Source organism: Dehalococcoidia bacterium (assembly GCA_035310145.1).
Lineage (GTDB): Bacteria > Chloroflexota > Dehalococcoidia > CAUJGQ01 > CAUJGQ01 > CALFMN01.
The window spans coordinates 1-15,204 of the sequence record DATGEL010000088.1 but is presented as its reverse complement, the minus strand read 5'-3'; the positions used below and the strand labels follow the sequence as shown (position 1 = coordinate 15,204).

At 69.9% G+C, this 15,204-nt stretch carries 15 protein-coding genes; 6 read left to right on the top strand and 9 right to left on the bottom strand.

Annotation, left to right across the window (positions count from 1 at the left end; genetic code table 11):
* Together VKV26_16360 and VKV26_16355 are read left to right on the top strand one after the other, a co-directional pair.
* Positions 1-541 (top strand): hypothetical protein (locus tag VKV26_16360; protein ID HLZ71476.1); only part of this gene is annotated, 541 nt, incomplete at its 5' end.
* Between the two features lie 218 nt (positions 542-759).
* Positions 760-1,818 (top strand): LLM class flavin-dependent oxidoreductase, encoded by a 1,059-nt coding sequence (locus VKV26_16355; GenBank protein HLZ71475.1) that lies wholly within the window; start codon positions 760-762, stop codon positions 1,816-1,818.
* A gap of 125 nt (positions 1,819-1,943) precedes the next feature.
* On the opposite strand, the gene VKV26_16350 is transcribed toward VKV26_16355, so the two are convergent.
* Both VKV26_16350 and VKV26_16345 read right to left on the bottom strand, forming a co-directional pair.
* Positions 1,944-2,393 carry a PaaI family thioesterase gene (locus VKV26_16350; GenBank protein HLZ71474.1) on the bottom strand — a complete coding sequence of 150 codons (450 nt, stop codon included), beginning with the start codon at positions 2,391-2,393 and terminating at the stop codon, positions 1,944-1,946.
* A gap of 161 nt (positions 2,394-2,554) precedes the next feature.
* Positions 2,555-4,135 carry a DHA2 family efflux MFS transporter permease subunit gene (locus VKV26_16345; GenBank protein ID HLZ71473.1) on the bottom strand — a complete coding sequence of 527 codons (1,581 nt, stop codon included), beginning with the start codon at positions 4,133-4,135 and terminating at the stop codon, positions 2,555-2,557.
* A 258-nt stretch (positions 4,136-4,393) separates the two neighbouring features.
* On the opposite strand from VKV26_16345, the gene VKV26_16340 reads away from it, so the two are divergent.
* Both VKV26_16340 and VKV26_16335 read left to right on the top strand, forming a co-directional pair.
* The gene (locus tag VKV26_16340; protein HLZ71472.1) at positions 4,394-5,050 is read left to right on the top strand and encodes a class I SAM-dependent methyltransferase; all 657 of its coding nucleotides are present in this window, start codon (positions 4,394-4,396) and stop codon (positions 5,048-5,050) included.
* Positions 5,051-5,213: 163 nt separating this feature from the next.
* Entirely contained in the window at positions 5,214-5,615 is a 402-nt protein-coding gene (locus VKV26_16335) for a nuclear transport factor 2 family protein (protein HLZ71471.1), read from the top strand.
* A 128-nt stretch (positions 5,616-5,743) separates the two neighbouring features.
* Here the strand turns inward: VKV26_16335 and VKV26_16330 are convergent, their stop codons facing one another.
* Positions 5,744-6,403 (bottom strand): TMEM175 family protein, encoded by a 660-nt coding sequence (locus VKV26_16330; protein ID HLZ71470.1) that lies wholly within the window; start codon positions 6,401-6,403, stop codon positions 5,744-5,746.
* Between the two features lie 179 nt (positions 6,404-6,582).
* Between VKV26_16330 and VKV26_16325 the strand changes: the two genes are divergently transcribed.
* Entirely contained in the window at positions 6,583-7,842 is a 1,260-nt protein-coding gene (locus VKV26_16325; protein ID HLZ71469.1) for an MFS transporter, read from the top strand.
* On the opposite strand, the gene VKV26_16320 is transcribed toward VKV26_16325, so the two are convergent.
* The 5 genes from VKV26_16320 to VKV26_16300 form a co-directional block, all read right to left on the bottom strand.
* A complete protein-coding gene (locus tag VKV26_16320) occupies positions 7,825-8,178 on the bottom strand; it encodes a DUF488 family protein (protein ID HLZ71468.1) in 354 nt (117 codons plus the stop codon). The genes VKV26_16325 and VKV26_16320 overlap by 18 nt on opposite strands.
* 167 nt (positions 8,179-8,345) lie before the next feature.
* Positions 8,346-9,119 (bottom strand): class I SAM-dependent methyltransferase, encoded by a 774-nt coding sequence (locus VKV26_16315; GenBank protein HLZ71467.1) that lies wholly within the window; start codon positions 9,117-9,119, stop codon positions 8,346-8,348.
* Between the two features lie 113 nt (positions 9,120-9,232).
* Entirely contained in the window at positions 9,233-10,081 is an 849-nt protein-coding gene (locus VKV26_16310) for a glucose 1-dehydrogenase (GenBank protein ID HLZ71466.1), read from the bottom strand.
* Between the two features lie 208 nt (positions 10,082-10,289).
* Complete coding sequence (locus VKV26_16305; protein ID HLZ71465.1) at positions 10,290-10,874, bottom strand: hypothetical protein; 585 nt, start codon at positions 10,872-10,874, stop codon at positions 10,290-10,292.
* A gap of 307 nt (positions 10,875-11,181) precedes the next feature.
* Positions 11,182-12,477: an adenylosuccinate synthase gene (locus VKV26_16300; protein HLZ71464.1), complete on the bottom strand. Its 1,296-nt coding sequence runs from the start codon at positions 12,475-12,477 to the stop codon at positions 11,182-11,184.
* Positions 12,478-12,850: 373 nt separating this feature from the next.
* On the opposite strand from VKV26_16300, the gene VKV26_16295 reads away from it, so the two are divergent.
* A complete protein-coding gene (locus VKV26_16295; GenBank protein HLZ71463.1) occupies positions 12,851-13,039 on the top strand; it encodes a hypothetical protein in 189 nt (62 codons plus the stop codon).
* Here the strand turns inward: VKV26_16295 and VKV26_16290 are convergent.
* On the bottom strand, positions 13,036-15,204 hold a 2,169-nt coding region (locus VKV26_16290), incomplete at its 5' end, for an AAA family ATPase (protein HLZ71462.1). The genes VKV26_16295 and VKV26_16290 overlap by 4 nt on opposite strands.

The window sequence follows — 15,204 nt, the reverse complement described above, 5'->3', positions numbered from 1 at the left end:
GCTGACGGCGGCGGGGGCGCTGGGCACGGAGTTCAAGTTCTACTACCCCAACAACGCCTACGGCGACACGTTCAACGCCTACGCCGAGGCGGCGCGCGGTATGCTGGCCGACGCCGGCTTCAAGTCGCAGCCCGTGCCCGTGGACTACCTGAAGGACTGGATCGAGGCGACGCACGGCATCTGGGCCACGGGCAACCTGCCGAAGGACGGCATCGGCCACGGCCTGCAAACGCCGTTCACCGACCCCGACGACTGGTTGACGGGCCAGTTCACCAAGGACGGCAACCGCAACCATTCGCGCGTGGACGACCCCGACCTGGCCGCGATCGTCAAGAAGCAGCAGGTCGAGCTGGATCCGGACAAGCGGCTGCAACTGGTCTACGACGCGCAGCGGGCGGCGGACGACAAGATGTACATCGTGCCGCTGCACTACACCAAGGCCTACAGCATGCGGCAGCCCTGGCTGCAGAACTACTGGACGGTGGACGACTACGACTTCGCCACCGAGGCCTGGGCGTATGCCTCGGTGAACAACAGGTAGGAGGCTGAGCGGCCCTCATAACCCCCCGTCCCCCTTCTCTCCCAATCCTGGGAGAGAAGGGGGCGATCGTGGGGAGGAGGCGCGTGGCTCGGCCGGGTTAGCGCTGCTGGTTCCTCTCCGCGTTTCTCGTTTCTGCGCCCGCCGCCCTGTCGAGCGGCCGAAGCTGCCCCTACGCCCTCTCGGTGTATCATCGGCGCATGCCCCCGGGGAGGTGTGCGATGGCGCCCTTCGAGTTCGGCATCTTTCATGAGTTCGCCTGCCGCGCGGACCAGGGCGAGGCCGAGGCCTTCGCCGAGGGCTTTGACCTGGTCGATGCGGCCGAGGAGTGGGGGCTGGACGCGGTTTGGCTGGCGGAGCTGCACTTCTCCCCACGCCGCTCCGTGCTCGCCTCGCCGCTGACGCTGGCCAGCGCCATCGCCGCCCGCACCGAGCGCCTGCTGATTGGCACGGCCGTGCAGGTGCTGCCGCTGGGCCAGCCCGTGCGCCTGGCCGAGGAGGCGGCGACGGTGGATCAGATCAGCCGCGGCCGGCTGATCTTCGGCGTGGGCCGCAGCGGCTTCCAGCGCGTCTACGAAAACTACGGCATCTCCTACGCCGAAAGCCGCGAGCGTTTCGCCGAGGCGCTGGACGTGATCCGCGCCGCCTGGACGCAGCCGGAGTTCTCCTACCACGGCCGCTTCTACCAGTATCAGCACGTGGGTGTGACGCCGCGGCCCTACCGCCAGCCGCACCCGCCGATCCGCGTCGCCTCCAACTCGCAGGACACCTTCCCCGCGATCGGGGCGCAGGGGCTGCCGATCTTCGTCGCGGTGCGGCTGGGCACGCTCACCGAACTGGCGCCCAACATCGCCGCCTACCGCGCGGCCTGGCGTGAAGCCGGGCACCCGGGCAGCGGCGAGGTCTACCTGCGCGTGCCGGTCTACGTGGCCGAGACGGAGGCACGGGCGCAGGCGGAGCCGGAAGCGAGCATCATGTCCTTCTACCGCACGCTGGGCGCCCGGTTGGAAGGCTCGGCCACGGGGGTGGGCGCCCGCGCGATCGAACAGCGCGGCGAGCGCGGCCAGCGGCTGCAGAGCGTTTCCTGGGAAGACGCCCAGCGCGAGAAGGTGATCGTCGGCACGCCGCGGCAGGTTGCCGAGCGGCTGGGCGAGCTGCGCGACGAGCTGGGTCTGGACGGCGTGCTGGCCGAGCTGAACTGCGGCGGCACGATCCCCTACGCACAGGTGCGCGAGGCGCTGCGCCTGCTCTGCGCCGAGGTGCTGCCGCGGTTCCGCTGACGCCCGTTCTGCACTGGTGGTCCCGCGTTCGGGTGGAAGCAGGCATTCACACGCGGTGCACCGCCTACCCGTGCGCCGGTCTGCCGCCCACTGGGCAAAGCGGCGGCACCAGCGCCTGACGGATGCTAGGCGGCCGGCATGCGCCCCATCGCCTGTTCGCCGCGCAGGGTCATGCAGGTGCTCACAGCGTAGGCAACGAGGCTGCCCCTGGCGTCGCGCACGTCGCACTCGACCAGGCCCACCGTGCTGCCGCCCTTCTTCAGCCGCGCCTCAGCGGTCAGCCGGCCGCGCCAGACCGGCTTGAGAAAGTTGATTTTCAGCTCCAGCGTGGTGAAACTCTCCTCCTCGCCCAGCGTCGAGACGTAGGCCATGCCCATCGCCGAATCGGCCAGGGCGGTGAGGATGCCCCCGTGCATGGTGCCCATCGGATTGGCGAACGCGGGGCCGCTCTCCATCTCCATCACCAGGCGGCCGTGTTCGACCTCGGTGATGGTCAGGCCCAGCAGTTCGACAACCGGCCCGCCCGGCAGCTCGCCGGTCTGAAACTTGCGGACGCGCTCGATTGCCCTGTCCATGATGGTGTTCTCCTTCCAGATTTACAGATACAGATGGTTTCAATGCCGGCGCGGGTTCCCGCTTGCCGGTGCGCGATGGCACGTGAACGCCGGCTTTGAAACCATGTCTTATTCGCCTGCGAGTTCGCGGGGAAGGGGTGCGTATAGCGGCCCCGCGCGGCTCAGTCCAGCACCGCCGCAGGCAGCGGATCGGCAGCGACGGCCGACGGCATCCACGCCGCCGGCGCGGACTCGGGCGCCGGGTCGCTGGCGGCACGGTGGCGGATGAAAACGGCAGCCAGCGCCGCAGCCACGCTCAGCAGCGCCACGAAGAGTGAGACGCGCACGAAGCCGTCTACGATCGCCTGCCGCGCCGCCGCCTGCGCCGCGCCCGTGCCGGCCGGCAGGAAGTGTTCCGCCGCCCGGCGCACCGCCGCCTGCTGCGGGGCGCCCGAAGACGCGCCGGAGAGGGCGCCGTCCACGTGGTTGAGGTAGACGCCGCCGAGCAGCGCCACGCCGAGCGAGGTGCCGATTTGCCGCGCCATCGTCAGCGTGCCGGAGGCGAGTCCCGCTTTCGCCACGGGCACGGCGCTCATCACCGCCAGCGAGGTCACGGCGATGAACAGGCCGATACCGGCGCCGCGGATCACGAAGGCCGGCAAGAAGGTGTCGGCGTAGCCGCTGCGCACGTCGAGCCGCAGCAGGTACAGCGCCGAGACGGCGACCAGCAGCGAGCCGGCGATCATCACCAGCCGCAGCCGGCCGCCCAACCGCTGGCCGAGCATACCCGAAACCGGCGTCATCAGGGCCACCAGCGCCGTGGCCGGCACGAAGGCAAAGCCCGCCTCAAGCGGCGAGAAGCCCCAGGTGTTCTGCAGCAGCAGGCTGCTGTACGGCTGGCTGCCGAAGACGCCCGCATTGAAGAGAAAGGCGGCGAGGCAGGCGATCACGAACGTGCGGCTGCGGAAGAGCGAAAGCTCGATCAGCGGCCGCTGCACGCGCCGCTCCAGCGCGACGAACACCGGCAGCAGCGCCGCGCCGCCCAGCAGGCTGCCGAGAAGCACCGGCGAGCCCCAGCCCAGCTCGTTCGCCCGGGTCAGGCCGTAGACGAGGAGGAAGAGCGCGGCCGAGAGCAGCGTCAGCCCGCCCCAGTCGATGCCGCGCGGGGCGGTCTCGTCGCGCGATTCGGGCACGAAAGGCAGCGCCAGCACGAACGCCAGCAGGCCCACGGGCACGTTGATGAAGAAGATCCAGCGCCAGTTGTCGCCGCGCACCAGCAGGCCGCCCAGGATCGGCCCGGCGATCAGGCCCAGGCCGGAGACGCCGCCCCAGATGCCGATCGCCAGCCCGCGCTGCGCGGCAGGAAAGGCATGCGTTACGATCGAGAGGGTGAGCGGCGTCATGATCGCGGCGCCGGCGCCTTGCGCCACGCGGAAGACGATCAGGGCGCCGATACTTTGCGACAGCCCGCAGGCGATCGAGGAGCCGACGAACAGCGCCAGACCCAGCAGGTAAAGCCGCCGCCGGCCGTAGAGGTCGCCCAGCCGGCCCATGGCGATCGGCAGCACACCCATCACCAGCACGTAGCCGGAGACGGTCCACTCCGCCTCGCCGAGGCCGGCGTGCAGGCCGCGGCTGATCGCGGGGAAGGCGATGTTGACGACGAACGTATCGATCATCAGCATCATCAGGCCGAGGCAGACGGCGAGCAGCGTCAGCCACTTCGAGGGCATGCTGCGTGTCCGCGTCGCGGTGAAGGCCATGACGGTCCCTCCCTGAGCCGGCGCTGAAGCGCAAGTGACTATGAAATTAATAGTAAGAGTGAAAAAGCAAGGATGTCAATGCTGCCCGCACCGCTCGTGCTGAACCGCTCAGCCTGAGGCGGCGCGGCGGAACCGTTTCCGAGCACCGGCGTCTACGGGAAACGGGAGGAGCGCCTGTCTGTGGTCGCGGAGCGGCCACCCGCGATCGATGGGGCACCGCGCACCGACCGGCGCAGTCGGCGGCGATCTGGAGGATGCATGGACCGCAGCACGGACCCGAAGCGGCTGGTGGAGCAGGGCTACGACCGCATCGGCGCCAGTCACCACGAATGGGGTTCGCAGGTACGCAAGGGCGAGAAGGCGCGCTATGCCGCGATCGTCTTCGAGCGGCTGCCGGCGGGCGCCGCCGTGCTGGAGCTGGGCTGCGGCTCCGGCTCGACCACGACGGCGCGTTTGGCCGAGCGCTTCACGCTGACCGGCGTGGACATCTCCGCCCGCCAGATCGCGCTGATCCGCGAGCGCATCCCCGGCGCAACGTTTCTCCAGGCGGACATGGCCGCGCTCGACTTCGCCCCGGCGAGCTTCGCTGCGGTCGTCGCCTTCTACTCGATCATCCACCTGCCGCGCGAGGAGCACGCCGGCCTCTTGCAGCGCATCGCGAGCTGGCTGCGGCCCGGCGGGCTGCTGGTGGCGACGATGGGCGCCCACTCAACCGCGGCGGGCTACGAGGACGACTGGCTCGGGGCGCCGATGTACTGGAGTCACTTCGACAGCGCCACCAACCGGCGGCTGGTTGAGGAGGCGGACCTGCGGCTGCTCAGCGCCCAGGAGGAGACGGCCGAGGAGCACGGCCAGCCGACCACCTTCCTCTGGGTCGTCGCGCACAAGAGCGAGCGCGAGGCCGGCGCCGTTTGAAAGGGCAAAGCCGGCGGGCCGCGTCCGCGCCGTGCGTCCCGTCGCTGCCAATTCAGCGGCCAATGCCAAACACACGCGGTCGGCGAGGATCGGATACTGAGGTTGACAGGACGCGGCCGCTCGCCGGGCCAAACCCGCGGGCGGCCGCCGTGAGGAGCAGCCGATGACTGCGAGCAGCGCGACCGAGCCGATGACGCATGAGCGGGCGCAGGCGTTCGCCCGCCGCTGGGCGGAGGAGTGGAACCGCAAAGACGTCGAGGCCGTGCTCGCCCACTTCGCCGAAGAGGTCGAGTTCACCAGCCCGAAGGCGGCCGCCACGGTGGGAGCGGCCACCGTGCGCGGCAAGGACGCGCTGCGCGCCTACTGGAACGCCGCCATCGCCCGCATCGAGACGATCCAGTTCACCATCGACCACGCCGTCTGGGATCCGGCGAGCGCAGCTCTGCTGATCGTCTACACCGCGGCGATCAACGGCCAGAGCAACCGCGCCGGTGAGCTGCTGCAGCTCAATGCCGCCGCCCTCGCCGTACGCGGCGAGGCGTTCTACGGCGCTGCGCTCGACTGACCTGCCCTTAGCATGATCCTCCCCTCTCCATGCCATGGAGAGCAATGCGGGGCTGCGCTCGACTGACCTGCCCTCAGCATGATCCTCCCCTCTCCATGCCATGGAGAGGGGCCGGGGGTGAGGCCGCCTCACTCCGTCTCGCGCGTGAGGCGGTAGATGATCGGAATCGCCAGGGCGATCAGCGCCCAGGAGCGCTGCGCCATCGCCGGATCGATCGCGGCCAGCGGCGCCGATGCGAAGAACACGACCGTTGTGACGAGACCGCGCCAGGGATAGAAACGGCGGGCGCTTACCGGCAGATCCTCGTTCACCAGGCGCGGGTCATGGCGCGCGTAGAACCAGAGCAGGTTGAGCGAGAGCGAGGTGACGCCCATGCTGGCGGCGTACAAGCCGACCGGGAACGAACGCGAGCCGTACTCGCCCATCACTTCCGTGGGATAGGGCAGAAGGGCGACGCAAAGCAGCACCAGCAGGTTCAACCAGATCAGCGGGCCGTCGTGGCTCTTGAGATAGCGGAAGATGCGGTGGTGGGTGATCCAGAGACTGCCGATCACCACGAAGCTGAGCGTGTAGCTGAGGAAGTGCGGCCACTGGTCGCGCACGGCCTGGACCAGACGGTCGGGCGGTGTGCTGCGCGGGTCCGGCGGCGTCAGTCCGAAGACGAGCAGCGTCATCGCCACGGCGAAGACGCCGTCGCTCAGCTGCAGCAGGCGGGTGTTGTCCGACGGCAGCGCCGCGGGCGATGGCGCCGCCGGCGTGGCGGCCGGCTCCCGTTCGCTTGCGCTCATGCTCCTATGCATAAGCGCCGGGAGTGCGACAGGGAAGCCTCGGCCCTCACCCCCGTCCCCCTCGCCCAGGATTGGGCGAGGGGGACGGGGGTGAGGGCCGAATGCCGCGTGGCCCGTGCCGCGGCGATCCTGTACGCTGAGCCTCGGCGCCGGTCGCGCGGCCGCCGGAGGATCGCACCCTGGCGAAATTAGCCACCAGCGACGCCAGCGCCCCGCCGCCGCGGCACGATCCCTTCGCCGCCGCCCGCCAGCCCAATTTCCGCTTCTTCCTGCTCAGCCGCCTCTGGTCCGCCACCGCGACAACGCTGCAGAGCGCGGCGATCGCCTGGCAGGTCTACCGCATCTCCAACTCGGCGCTGGCCCTGGGCGTGCTCGGCCTGGTGCGCTTTCTGCCGGCGCTGCTGGCCGGCCTGCTCGGCGGCGCCGTGGCCGACAGCTTCGATCGCCGCCGCGTGATGCTGCTCGCACAGTTCCCGCCGCTCGCCTGCTCGCTGGCGCTGATGGCGACCAGCCCGCACAACCGCGGCGGCCTGGCGCTGGTCTTCACGCTCACCTTCGCCATCGCCCTCGCTTCCGCCTTTGAGAACCCGGCGCGCCAGGCGCTGTTGCCGCAACTGGTGACGCGCGAGACCTTCGCCAACGCCGTGGCCGTCAGCACCACGGTGCAGCAGTTCGCCTTCGTGCTGGGTCCGGCCGTCGGCGGACTGCTGATCGCCACCGCCGGCCTGGCGGGCGCCTACGGCGTCTCCGCCGTGCTGTACGCCGCCACGGCGCTGAGCCTGCTGCCGCTGCGCCCGGCGCTGATCGTCACGCCGAAGCGCGCCGTCAGCCTGGCGGCGGTGCGGGAGGGCGTGGAGTTCGTCTGGCGCCGCCAGGTCTTGCTCGGCGCAATGACGCTGGACCTGTTTGCGGTGATCTTCGGCGGCGCCACGGCGCTCTTGCCGGTCTACGCCGAGAGCGTGCTGAAGGTCGGCGCCGACGGCTACGGGCTGCTGACCGCGGCGCTGCCCGTGGGCGCGGTATTGATGGCGGTGCTGCTGGTGGCGCTGCCGCCCGTGCAGCGTGCCGGGCGCGGCCTGCTGATCGCCGTCGCCTGCTTCGGACTGCTGACGATGCTTTTCGGCGCCTCGCGCTCCTTTCCCCTTTCGCTTGCCGCCTACGCCCTCGTCGGCGCCGCCGACCAGGTGAGCGTGATCATGCGCCAGACGACGATCCAGCTCGCCACGCCGGATGCGCTGCGCGGTCGGGTCAGCGCCGTCAGCTCGGTGTTCATCGGCGCCTCCAACCAGGTGGGCGCGATCGAGTCGGGCTTTGTGGCCGCGCTGACCAGCGCGACCTTCTCCGTGGTCAGCGGCGGCGCGGCCGTGCTCGCGGTGGTCGCCGCCGTCACCGCGGGCATGCCCGAGCTGCGCCGCTACCGGTTAGGGGACGGGGAGTAGGGGGTAGGAAAGAGGGAATGGAGGCGCCGCCCGGGCCTGTCCCTGCATTGAGTCGACATCGCCGCTCCGCGATGACAGCAACAGGCTCGGCTGTCCTTTCCCCGCATGTGACATGAGGAAGGGTGCGGTTCGTGGGCTACGGGTAGCCTTCAGACAACCCTTCCACTGCGGGGAAGGAAGACGCGGCGCACGCCGCGGCCGGTGCAGTCCGCCCAGCACAAGCATCGGCTCATAGGCGATGCCGGCCGCGGGCAGCGCCTTCGCCAGCGTCTCCTCGTTGAACTGCGGGTTGCGGCGCAAGCGCGGCAGCGTGCGCACGTCCGTCAGCCGCTGCACGCCGTGCTCCTTGCCGCAGCGCGATCAGCTCCGCCAATGGCCGCGTCGAGTGCCCGATCGTCAGTATGCCTGGCGCCGCGGCTTCGGCCATGCGTTCACGGTAGCGCAGGCACGGGCGGTTGCGCTGTGCCATCGTGCGCCTCCCGGCGACGATTGGGAAACGCGCCTCAGCGCGCGGGCCGTCGCCCCCAGGCGGCCATCGTGGCCGGACCGAGGAACCATTGCCGTGCGTCGCCCAGCGCGTCCAGCGCCCGATCGAGCACCTGCTCGTGGGCGCCGGTCTTACGCATCGGCTCGCGCAATTGCTCCCAGCTCAGGCGCCAGAACTCGGCCATCGCGGAGCCGCCGGGAAAGACGGGCACGTCGCCTTCTGCGCCCAGCTCGGCCAGCCCCTGCGCCGCGAGCAGGGCCGGCAGCCGCCTCCCCCAGTCGCTCAGCCCGCCGGCCGCGTGCAGTGCACGGGTCACCGCGCCCCACATCTCGGCGTACGGCCCGCCGGCCGCCGCGGTCACGGGGAAGATATCGTGCTCTTCGAGCAACAGCCAGCCGCCGGGCTTCAACGCGGCAACGAGCCGCGGCAGGATCTGCTCGCGCTCGGGGATGTGCATCAGCACCAACCGTGTGTGCACGAGGTCGAATGCGCCCGCGGGCAAGGCATCACTGGCCAGATTGTGGCGGCGCACTTCGAGGTTCGGCCGCGTGAGGGCATCAAGAAAGCGCGTATCGAGATCGGTGGCAAGCACACGGCCGGGGGCGCCCACCTGCGAGCACAGCCAGTCCACGATCGAGCCGCCGCCCGCGCCAGGCTCGAGGCAGGACCAGCCTTCGTGCAAACCCAGCGCCGACATCCGCCGTTGCGTCGCCGGGTCGAGGCACTCTTCCAGCAAGGCCAGTCGCCGTCGGGCCTGCTGCCAGGCGTTGTCGAAGGCGTAGGCTGTCATCGCCGCCCCTCGCGTCCGCTCGCGCCACATGTCGCACGGCTGCGCGGCTCCACGTGTTTGCACAGTGTACCGCGGCGCTGCCGTGAGGGGCGCGGGCAGCGCGGCTGGCGAGCTTACGGCCGGCCGGCCGTAGGCGGCGCGGCGCCGCCGAAGCGCTGCTCGGCCAGCTTCTGCCGCTCCGACCAGAGCATGCCCGTGGTCAGGCCGCCGTCCACTACCAGCGCGTGGCCGGTGACGAAGCTGCTGGCGTCGCTCGCCAGCCAGAGCATCGCCTCGGCGATGTCCGCGGGCATGCCGGCGCGTTGCACCGGCTGCGCCCGCGCGCCGACGCCCTTGACCGCGTCGAGCGTCAGGTCTGCCTGCTCCGCCGAAAGTCCCATCGCCTTGCCGAAGATCGGCGTGACGATAAAGCCGGGACAGATACAGTTGACGCGGATGCCGCTCTCGCCCAGCTCGTTCGCCACGGAGCGGGTGAGGTGGATCACCGCCGCCTTCGCCGCGCTGTAGATATGCGGGCCGTAGCCCACACCCAGCCCCGCCACGCTGGCCGTGCTGATGATGCTGCCGCTGCCCTGCGCCTTCATCAGCTTCGCCGCGTGCTTCATGCCCAGCACCACCCCGCGCAACAGCACGGCCAGCGTCGCGTCGCAGGCGGCCATGTCCGTCTCTTCGATCGGACCGGCGCCGCCGCCGATGCCCGCGTTGTTGATCATGCAGTCCAGACAGCCGAACGTTTTGACGGCGTGGGCGATCGCGCCCTGCACGTCCGCTTCCTGCGCCACGTCCACATGGCGGAAGCTCGTGGCCGTGCCCAGCTCCTCCGTGAGCTTCTGGCCGCGGGCGTCCTGCACGTCGGCGATCACGACGCGCGCCCCCGCCTCCACGAAGCGGCGCACGGCGCCCTCGCCGATTCCGCTGGCGCCGCCGGTAATCACGGCGACTTTGCCGTCGAGCTGGGCCATCGCTCCCTCCCCCGCCCGTCCCCCAACGCGTTAGGGGAGGGAAGTGATATTTCGCCTCGAACCTCTTGTCGGCTTGGACGGCTCAGACCAGAGCCCGATTCAGCACGTCGCCGGCGACAAGAGCGACGGGAAGATAGCGCATGGCCAGCTCCCTTTCAGTACGGGCTCCAGTTCCCTCACACTATCCGGCGGAAGAGCCGTGCCGAACCTACCTCAGCGCGGGAGTGGCCGGTGATGTACCGCTGGCGGTTTGTGCTTCTTGTGAGAGTGCGTCGTAGGCGCGGAGCATATCAGCGAGATCGCCTTGGGCATCACGCTCTGCCTGCGCCGCGCCTGAAGGATTTGTAGAGATGGCGATAAGCGCAGCCGTCTGGCTATTCACGTAGTTTAGCATTGAACTCTTCACCGGCTGAGCGCACGGCGGAACTGTCGTATTCGCCACCCTTTGGGACGTAGCGAGGAGCCGCGGGTTCAGGGATAGCGGCGGAGCGTTGCCCGCCGCGGCCAGCGCTTGGATCTCATCATTGATCTCGGCAAAGATGGGTTTCAGCGTGTCGTGTGCAACGACCGCATCTGTCTGCGAGCAAGCCACGCCATCTAACGCAACAGGACTTGGACTCGGTGGTGGAATCTGTGTTGGGGTGGTCGCCAGCAATGGGGTTGCCGTCACCGAGGGCGCGGTTGGCGGCGCAAGAATCTGGCTGGGGGATGGCAGTGGAGTCTCGGCAATTGCAACCGTGGATGAGGCGGTAGACAAGGCCGCAGATGAGGCGATCGTCGCCTGGGTCGTCACGGACTTACTATTGTTCGATGAGGTACAGGCTGCAGTGCATAGGAAGAGTAGGAGCATGGCGGGACGCGAGCGCATCAGCAGGTTCTCCTATGCCGCGGCACATATATCGACTATCGATCGGCGTCCCGCAGTGACAGAATCGCACAGCATGTACTGGCGCATCCTACCCCATCGCCGAACCATGGGTGTTGCAGGCATCGCGCTGGGTTGCAACTCATTTGGCTGCGACGAAGTCGACCTGACAGTCCGCGTTCATCCCCGCGCGCCTGCTGTTATACCCTAAACCCTCTACTCTGCGCCCAACGCCCTACGCCCCGATGATCGAGCGCACGCGGATCGCCTGCTCGCGCTCGGGGCCGACGGAGACGATGCTCACCGGGCAGCCCAAAAGCTGCTCGATGCGGCGCACGTAGCCCTGCGCCGGCAGCGGCAGATCGTCGAAGGCGCGCACGTCGCTGGTGGGGCACTGCCAGCCGGGCAGCGTCTCGTAGACCGGCTGGCAGGACTGGAGCAGCGGCAGACTGGCAGGAAAGCTCGGCAGCCGCTCGCCGCCGGCGGCGTAGGCGGTGCCGATCTTCAGCTCCGGCAGCTCGTCCAGCACGTCCAGCCGCGTGACCACGGCGTCGGTGAGGCCGTTGAGGCGGCGCGTGTACTGCGCGGCCACGGCGTCGAACCAGCCGCAGCGGCGGGCGCGGCCGGTATTGGTGCCGAACTCGTCGCCGCGCCGCGCGATGTGCGCCGCCGTCTCGTCGAACAGCTCCGTGGGCATCGGGCCGCCGCCGACACGCGTCTGGTACGCCTTGTAGACGCCCACCGTGCGCGTGATCTCGTTGGGTCCGATGCCGATGCCCAGCGCCGCGCCCGCCGCCGAGGAGGAGGGCACGGAGCTGGTGACGTACTCGTAGGTGCCGAAGTCGAGGTCGAGCAGCGCCCCCTGCGCGCCTTCGAGCAGCACGTCCTCGCCGCGGTCCAGCGCCTGCTGCACCAGCAGCGAGGTGTCGGTGACGAAGGGCTGCAGCCGCCGGCCGTAGGCGCTGTACTCGCGCAGCACGGTGTCGAAGTCCAGCGGCGCGGCCCCGTAGAGGTGGGTGAGCACGCGGTTCTTGTACTCCAGCACGTAGCGCAGCCGTTCGGTGAAGCGCTCCGTGTCGACCAGGTCGCCGACGCGGATACCGATACGGCCGACCTTGTCGGCGAAGGCGGGGCCGACGCCGCGCCCGGTTGTGCCCACGGCGAGCGGACCGCGCAGCGCCTCGTCCAGCCGGTCGATGATCGGATGGTAGGGCATGACCACGTGGGCGCGGTCGGAGACGTACAGCCGGTCGACGGCGACGCCGCGATCGACCAGCTTGTCGATCTCGGTGAGCAGCCGCGCCGGCTCCAGCGCCACGCCGTTGCCGACGATGCAGGTCTTGTCGCCGTAGAAGATGCCGGCGGGCACGACGTTGAGCTTGAACTTGCCGCGGTCGTTGATCACGGTGTGGCCGGCGTTGTCGCCGGCCGAGTAGCGCGCGACGATCGTGGCGCGGCGTGCCAGCAGATCGACGATCCGCCCCTTCCCTTCATCACCCCACTGCCCGCCGATCACCACGGTTGCCGGCATGACCGCCCCTATCTAGCGTCCGGCCGCTTCAGCCTGCGCCTGGCCGGCGCGCCGGCATACGAAAGCGCGCCCCGGGGGCGCGCCCGCTGCCGGACCAAACCCACGGCATTGTAGTGGCCGTGCCTGCTTTCTGCAATACGCCCGCGCCCGAATGCCGCTGTTCGGGCGCGGTGGAGACGAAGGGCGATGGTCCCAGCAACCAAATTCGCACCGCACCTCGACCGAGTATGGCGCCAATCTGTCACCAGAGGGCGTTAAGTCTTATGTAAGCACACCCAAAAGTACGGGGTCGCCCATATTCCCCGGAGCGGGCTGAAGCGATACGATCTTACATAGATATTGCCGAGAGCGGCGTCCTTTGTCGGAGCCGATGATGCCCGCCGGCCGCGCCAACAATGCCTACGCCGATGCTGAACAGCCGGCCCTGCTGCGCCGCCTGCGGCAGTACTCGCGCGAGAGCGACTATGTGCGCTGGGAGGCCCTGCGCGGCGAGCTGACCGGCATGGGCTACCGCGTCGTGCTGGTGCGCGGCGTCGAGCACCTGCGCCCGCTCGGCGGCTAAGCTTCCCCCTCGCCGTGTGCCGCGTCGCTTAATGGCGGTCGGGTTCCAGCGCTGACTGTCTCGCCATCTTCTGTCGCGGCCACGCGCCGCACGTAGGCCAGCGCCGCGTCCAGCGCCTGCACCAGCGTCAGCCCTTCGCCGTCGGCCCAGCAGCGCTTGAATTCGTCTTCGCTCAGCGCGGCGCGCGCCGCTTTCAGGTCGCGCTCGTAGAGATCGGCCCATGCGCGCGGCAGCAACTGCCCGTCGCTCCAGCGCTCGGCGGCGCCGAACCAGCGTGCCGCAGACGGCGCGTCACTCCGCAAGGCCGCCAGCATCCCGACTTCCATGACCATCCAGAATGGAAAGGCGGCGAAGTTGCCCCCGCCGCGAGCCAGGTAGAGGAGCGCTTCCAGCGCGTTTGCCATGCTGGAGATGTCCCATTGATGGCGCAACTCAAGTGGTTGGAGGATCAAGGCTTGCACCGCGAATCCGCCGATGCCGCCGTCGACCGCCATCAATGGACGCCTGAGCGGCTCCCGCAGCGCCCTCATCGCCGCCCAGTCGCCACCCATCGCAGCGAACATCATCTGGGTGAGGAGCGCCCAGCCCTGATAGATGGGGTCGCCTGTCCGAGAGGCCAGCCGTTCCAGCTCGGCGCGACGGCCGGACGCGGCAGCAGCGTCACCCGCGATGATCAGCCCGTAAGCCAGAAGGAACAGTCCGATCGCCTCCGAAACCCGGTCGTTCAGCTCGCGGGAGAGCAAGAGCTGTTCCTCCAGCAGGCCGCAGCCCCGCGGCGGATCCCAGCGGATGACGGCCTCGCCAAGCGTGTTGAGCGCGACATTCAGGCAGGTGCGGTCGCCGAGCTCGCGGCTGAGGACGATGCTTGCTTCCACGAGCGCCAGCTCGGTGCGTTGCCCACCGCCCCACCACCGCAGCGTGCCGGCGAGACAGAGCAGGCGGGCGCGGGACACGGTCGGCGCCTGCGCCGCCGGCAGGACCAGGAAGCGTTCCGGCCAGCCCCGTACGTGCTGCAGGTGGCCGAACCGCATCCCATAGAAGTAGAGGGGCCAGAGAACGCGCCCCCCTGTGCTCAGATCCTCGCGCGCCAGGCACCAGGCAAGCACCGCGTGCAGGTTGTCGATCTCCGGGTCAATGCGCTGAAACATCCGGCCGCGCACGGCCCGGCGTAGAAAGCCGATGAAATGGACCGCCTGCGCCTGCCGCAGCCGCTCTTCCTCGCCGCTGACCGCTAGCTGCTCCAGGGCGTAGGCGCGGATCGTCTCCAGCAGGCGGTAGCGCGGCTCGCCCGTTGGGTCGTCCAAGCGCAGCACGAGGCTGTGATCCACCAGCGCGGCGAGCGATGCCAGCACCTCGCCCACGCCGTCGAGCGCGCCGCAGACGGCCTCCGCCGCCGCCAGCGTGCAGCCGCCCGGAAACACCGCCAGCCGCCGGAACAGCGCCTGCTCCTCAGGAGAGAGCAGCGCGTGGCTCCAGGCGAGCGTGTCCCGCAACGTTCGCTGGCGCTCAGGCGCGTCGCGCGCCCCGCCCACTAGCAGCGGCAGCGGCTGTTCGAGCCGCGACAGCAGCGCCGCCGGCGGCAGCAGCTTCGTGCGCGCCGCCGCAAGCTCGATCGCCAGCGGCAACCCGTCGAGCCGGGCGCAGATCGCGGCGACGGCTTCGGCGTTCTCCGCGCTCAGCACGAAGTCGGGCCGTACCGCCTGCGCCCGCTGCACGAACAGCGCCACGGCGGGCGAGCCGGCCGCGGCGGCCAAACCGCTCGGTGCCCCGTCGGTTCTGGGCAGCGGCAGCGGCGGCACGGGGAACTCGCGTTCGCCGCGCAGGTGCAGCGGCACGCGGCTGGTGACCAGCAGCGTCAGCCCCGGCGCGGCGCCCAGCAGCTCCGGCAGCAGCGGGGCCGCCTCGGTCAGATGCTCAAAGTTGTCGAGCACCAGCAGCAGCCGCTTGTCCCGCAGGTGGGCCCGCAGCGTGTCGGCCACCGGCTCGAGCTCCGTCTCGCGCACGCCCAGCGCCTGTGCGATCGCCGAGGCCACGCGCCCCGGCTCGCCCAGCGGTGCGAGGTCCACGAAGAAGACGCCGTCGGCGAAGTCGTCCAGCAGGTCGGCGGCGGCCTGCAGCGCCAGCCGGGTCTTGCCCGTGCCGCCGGGGCCGGTGAGGGTCACCAG

Excerpts from the sequence above, each read along its gene's own strand:
- VKV26_16355 (HLZ71475.1), top strand. The coding sequence starts at position 760 with ATGGCGCCCTTCGAGTTCGGCATCTTTCATGAGTTCGCCTGCCGCGCG.
- VKV26_16350 (HLZ71474.1), bottom strand. The coding sequence starts at position 2,393 with ATGGACAGGGCAATCGAGCGCGTCCGCAAGTTTCAGACCGGCGAGCTG.
- VKV26_16345 (HLZ71473.1), bottom strand. The coding sequence starts at position 4,135 with ATGGCCTTCACCGCGACGCGGACACGCAGCATGCCCTCGAAGTGGCTG.
- VKV26_16340 (HLZ71472.1), top strand. The coding sequence starts at position 4,394 with ATGGACCGCAGCACGGACCCGAAGCGGCTGGTGGAGCAGGGCTACGAC.
- VKV26_16335 (HLZ71471.1), top strand. The coding sequence starts at position 5,214 with ATGACTGCGAGCAGCGCGACCGAGCCGATGACGCATGAGCGGGCGCAG.
- VKV26_16330 (HLZ71470.1), bottom strand. The coding sequence starts at position 6,403 with ATGAGCGCAAGCGAACGGGAGCCGGCCGCCACGCCGGCGGCGCCATCG.
- VKV26_16315 (HLZ71467.1), bottom strand. The coding sequence starts at position 9,119 with ATGACAGCCTACGCCTTCGACAACGCCTGGCAGCAGGCCCGACGGCGA.
- VKV26_16310 (HLZ71466.1), bottom strand. The coding sequence starts at position 10,081 with ATGGCCCAGCTCGACGGCAAAGTCGCCGTGATTACCGGCGGCGCCAGC.
- VKV26_16300 (HLZ71464.1), bottom strand. The coding sequence starts at position 12,477 with ATGCCGGCAACCGTGGTGATCGGCGGGCAGTGGGGTGATGAAGGGAAG.
- VKV26_16295 (HLZ71463.1), top strand. The coding sequence starts at position 12,851 with ATGCCCGCCGGCCGCGCCAACAATGCCTACGCCGATGCTGAACAGCCG.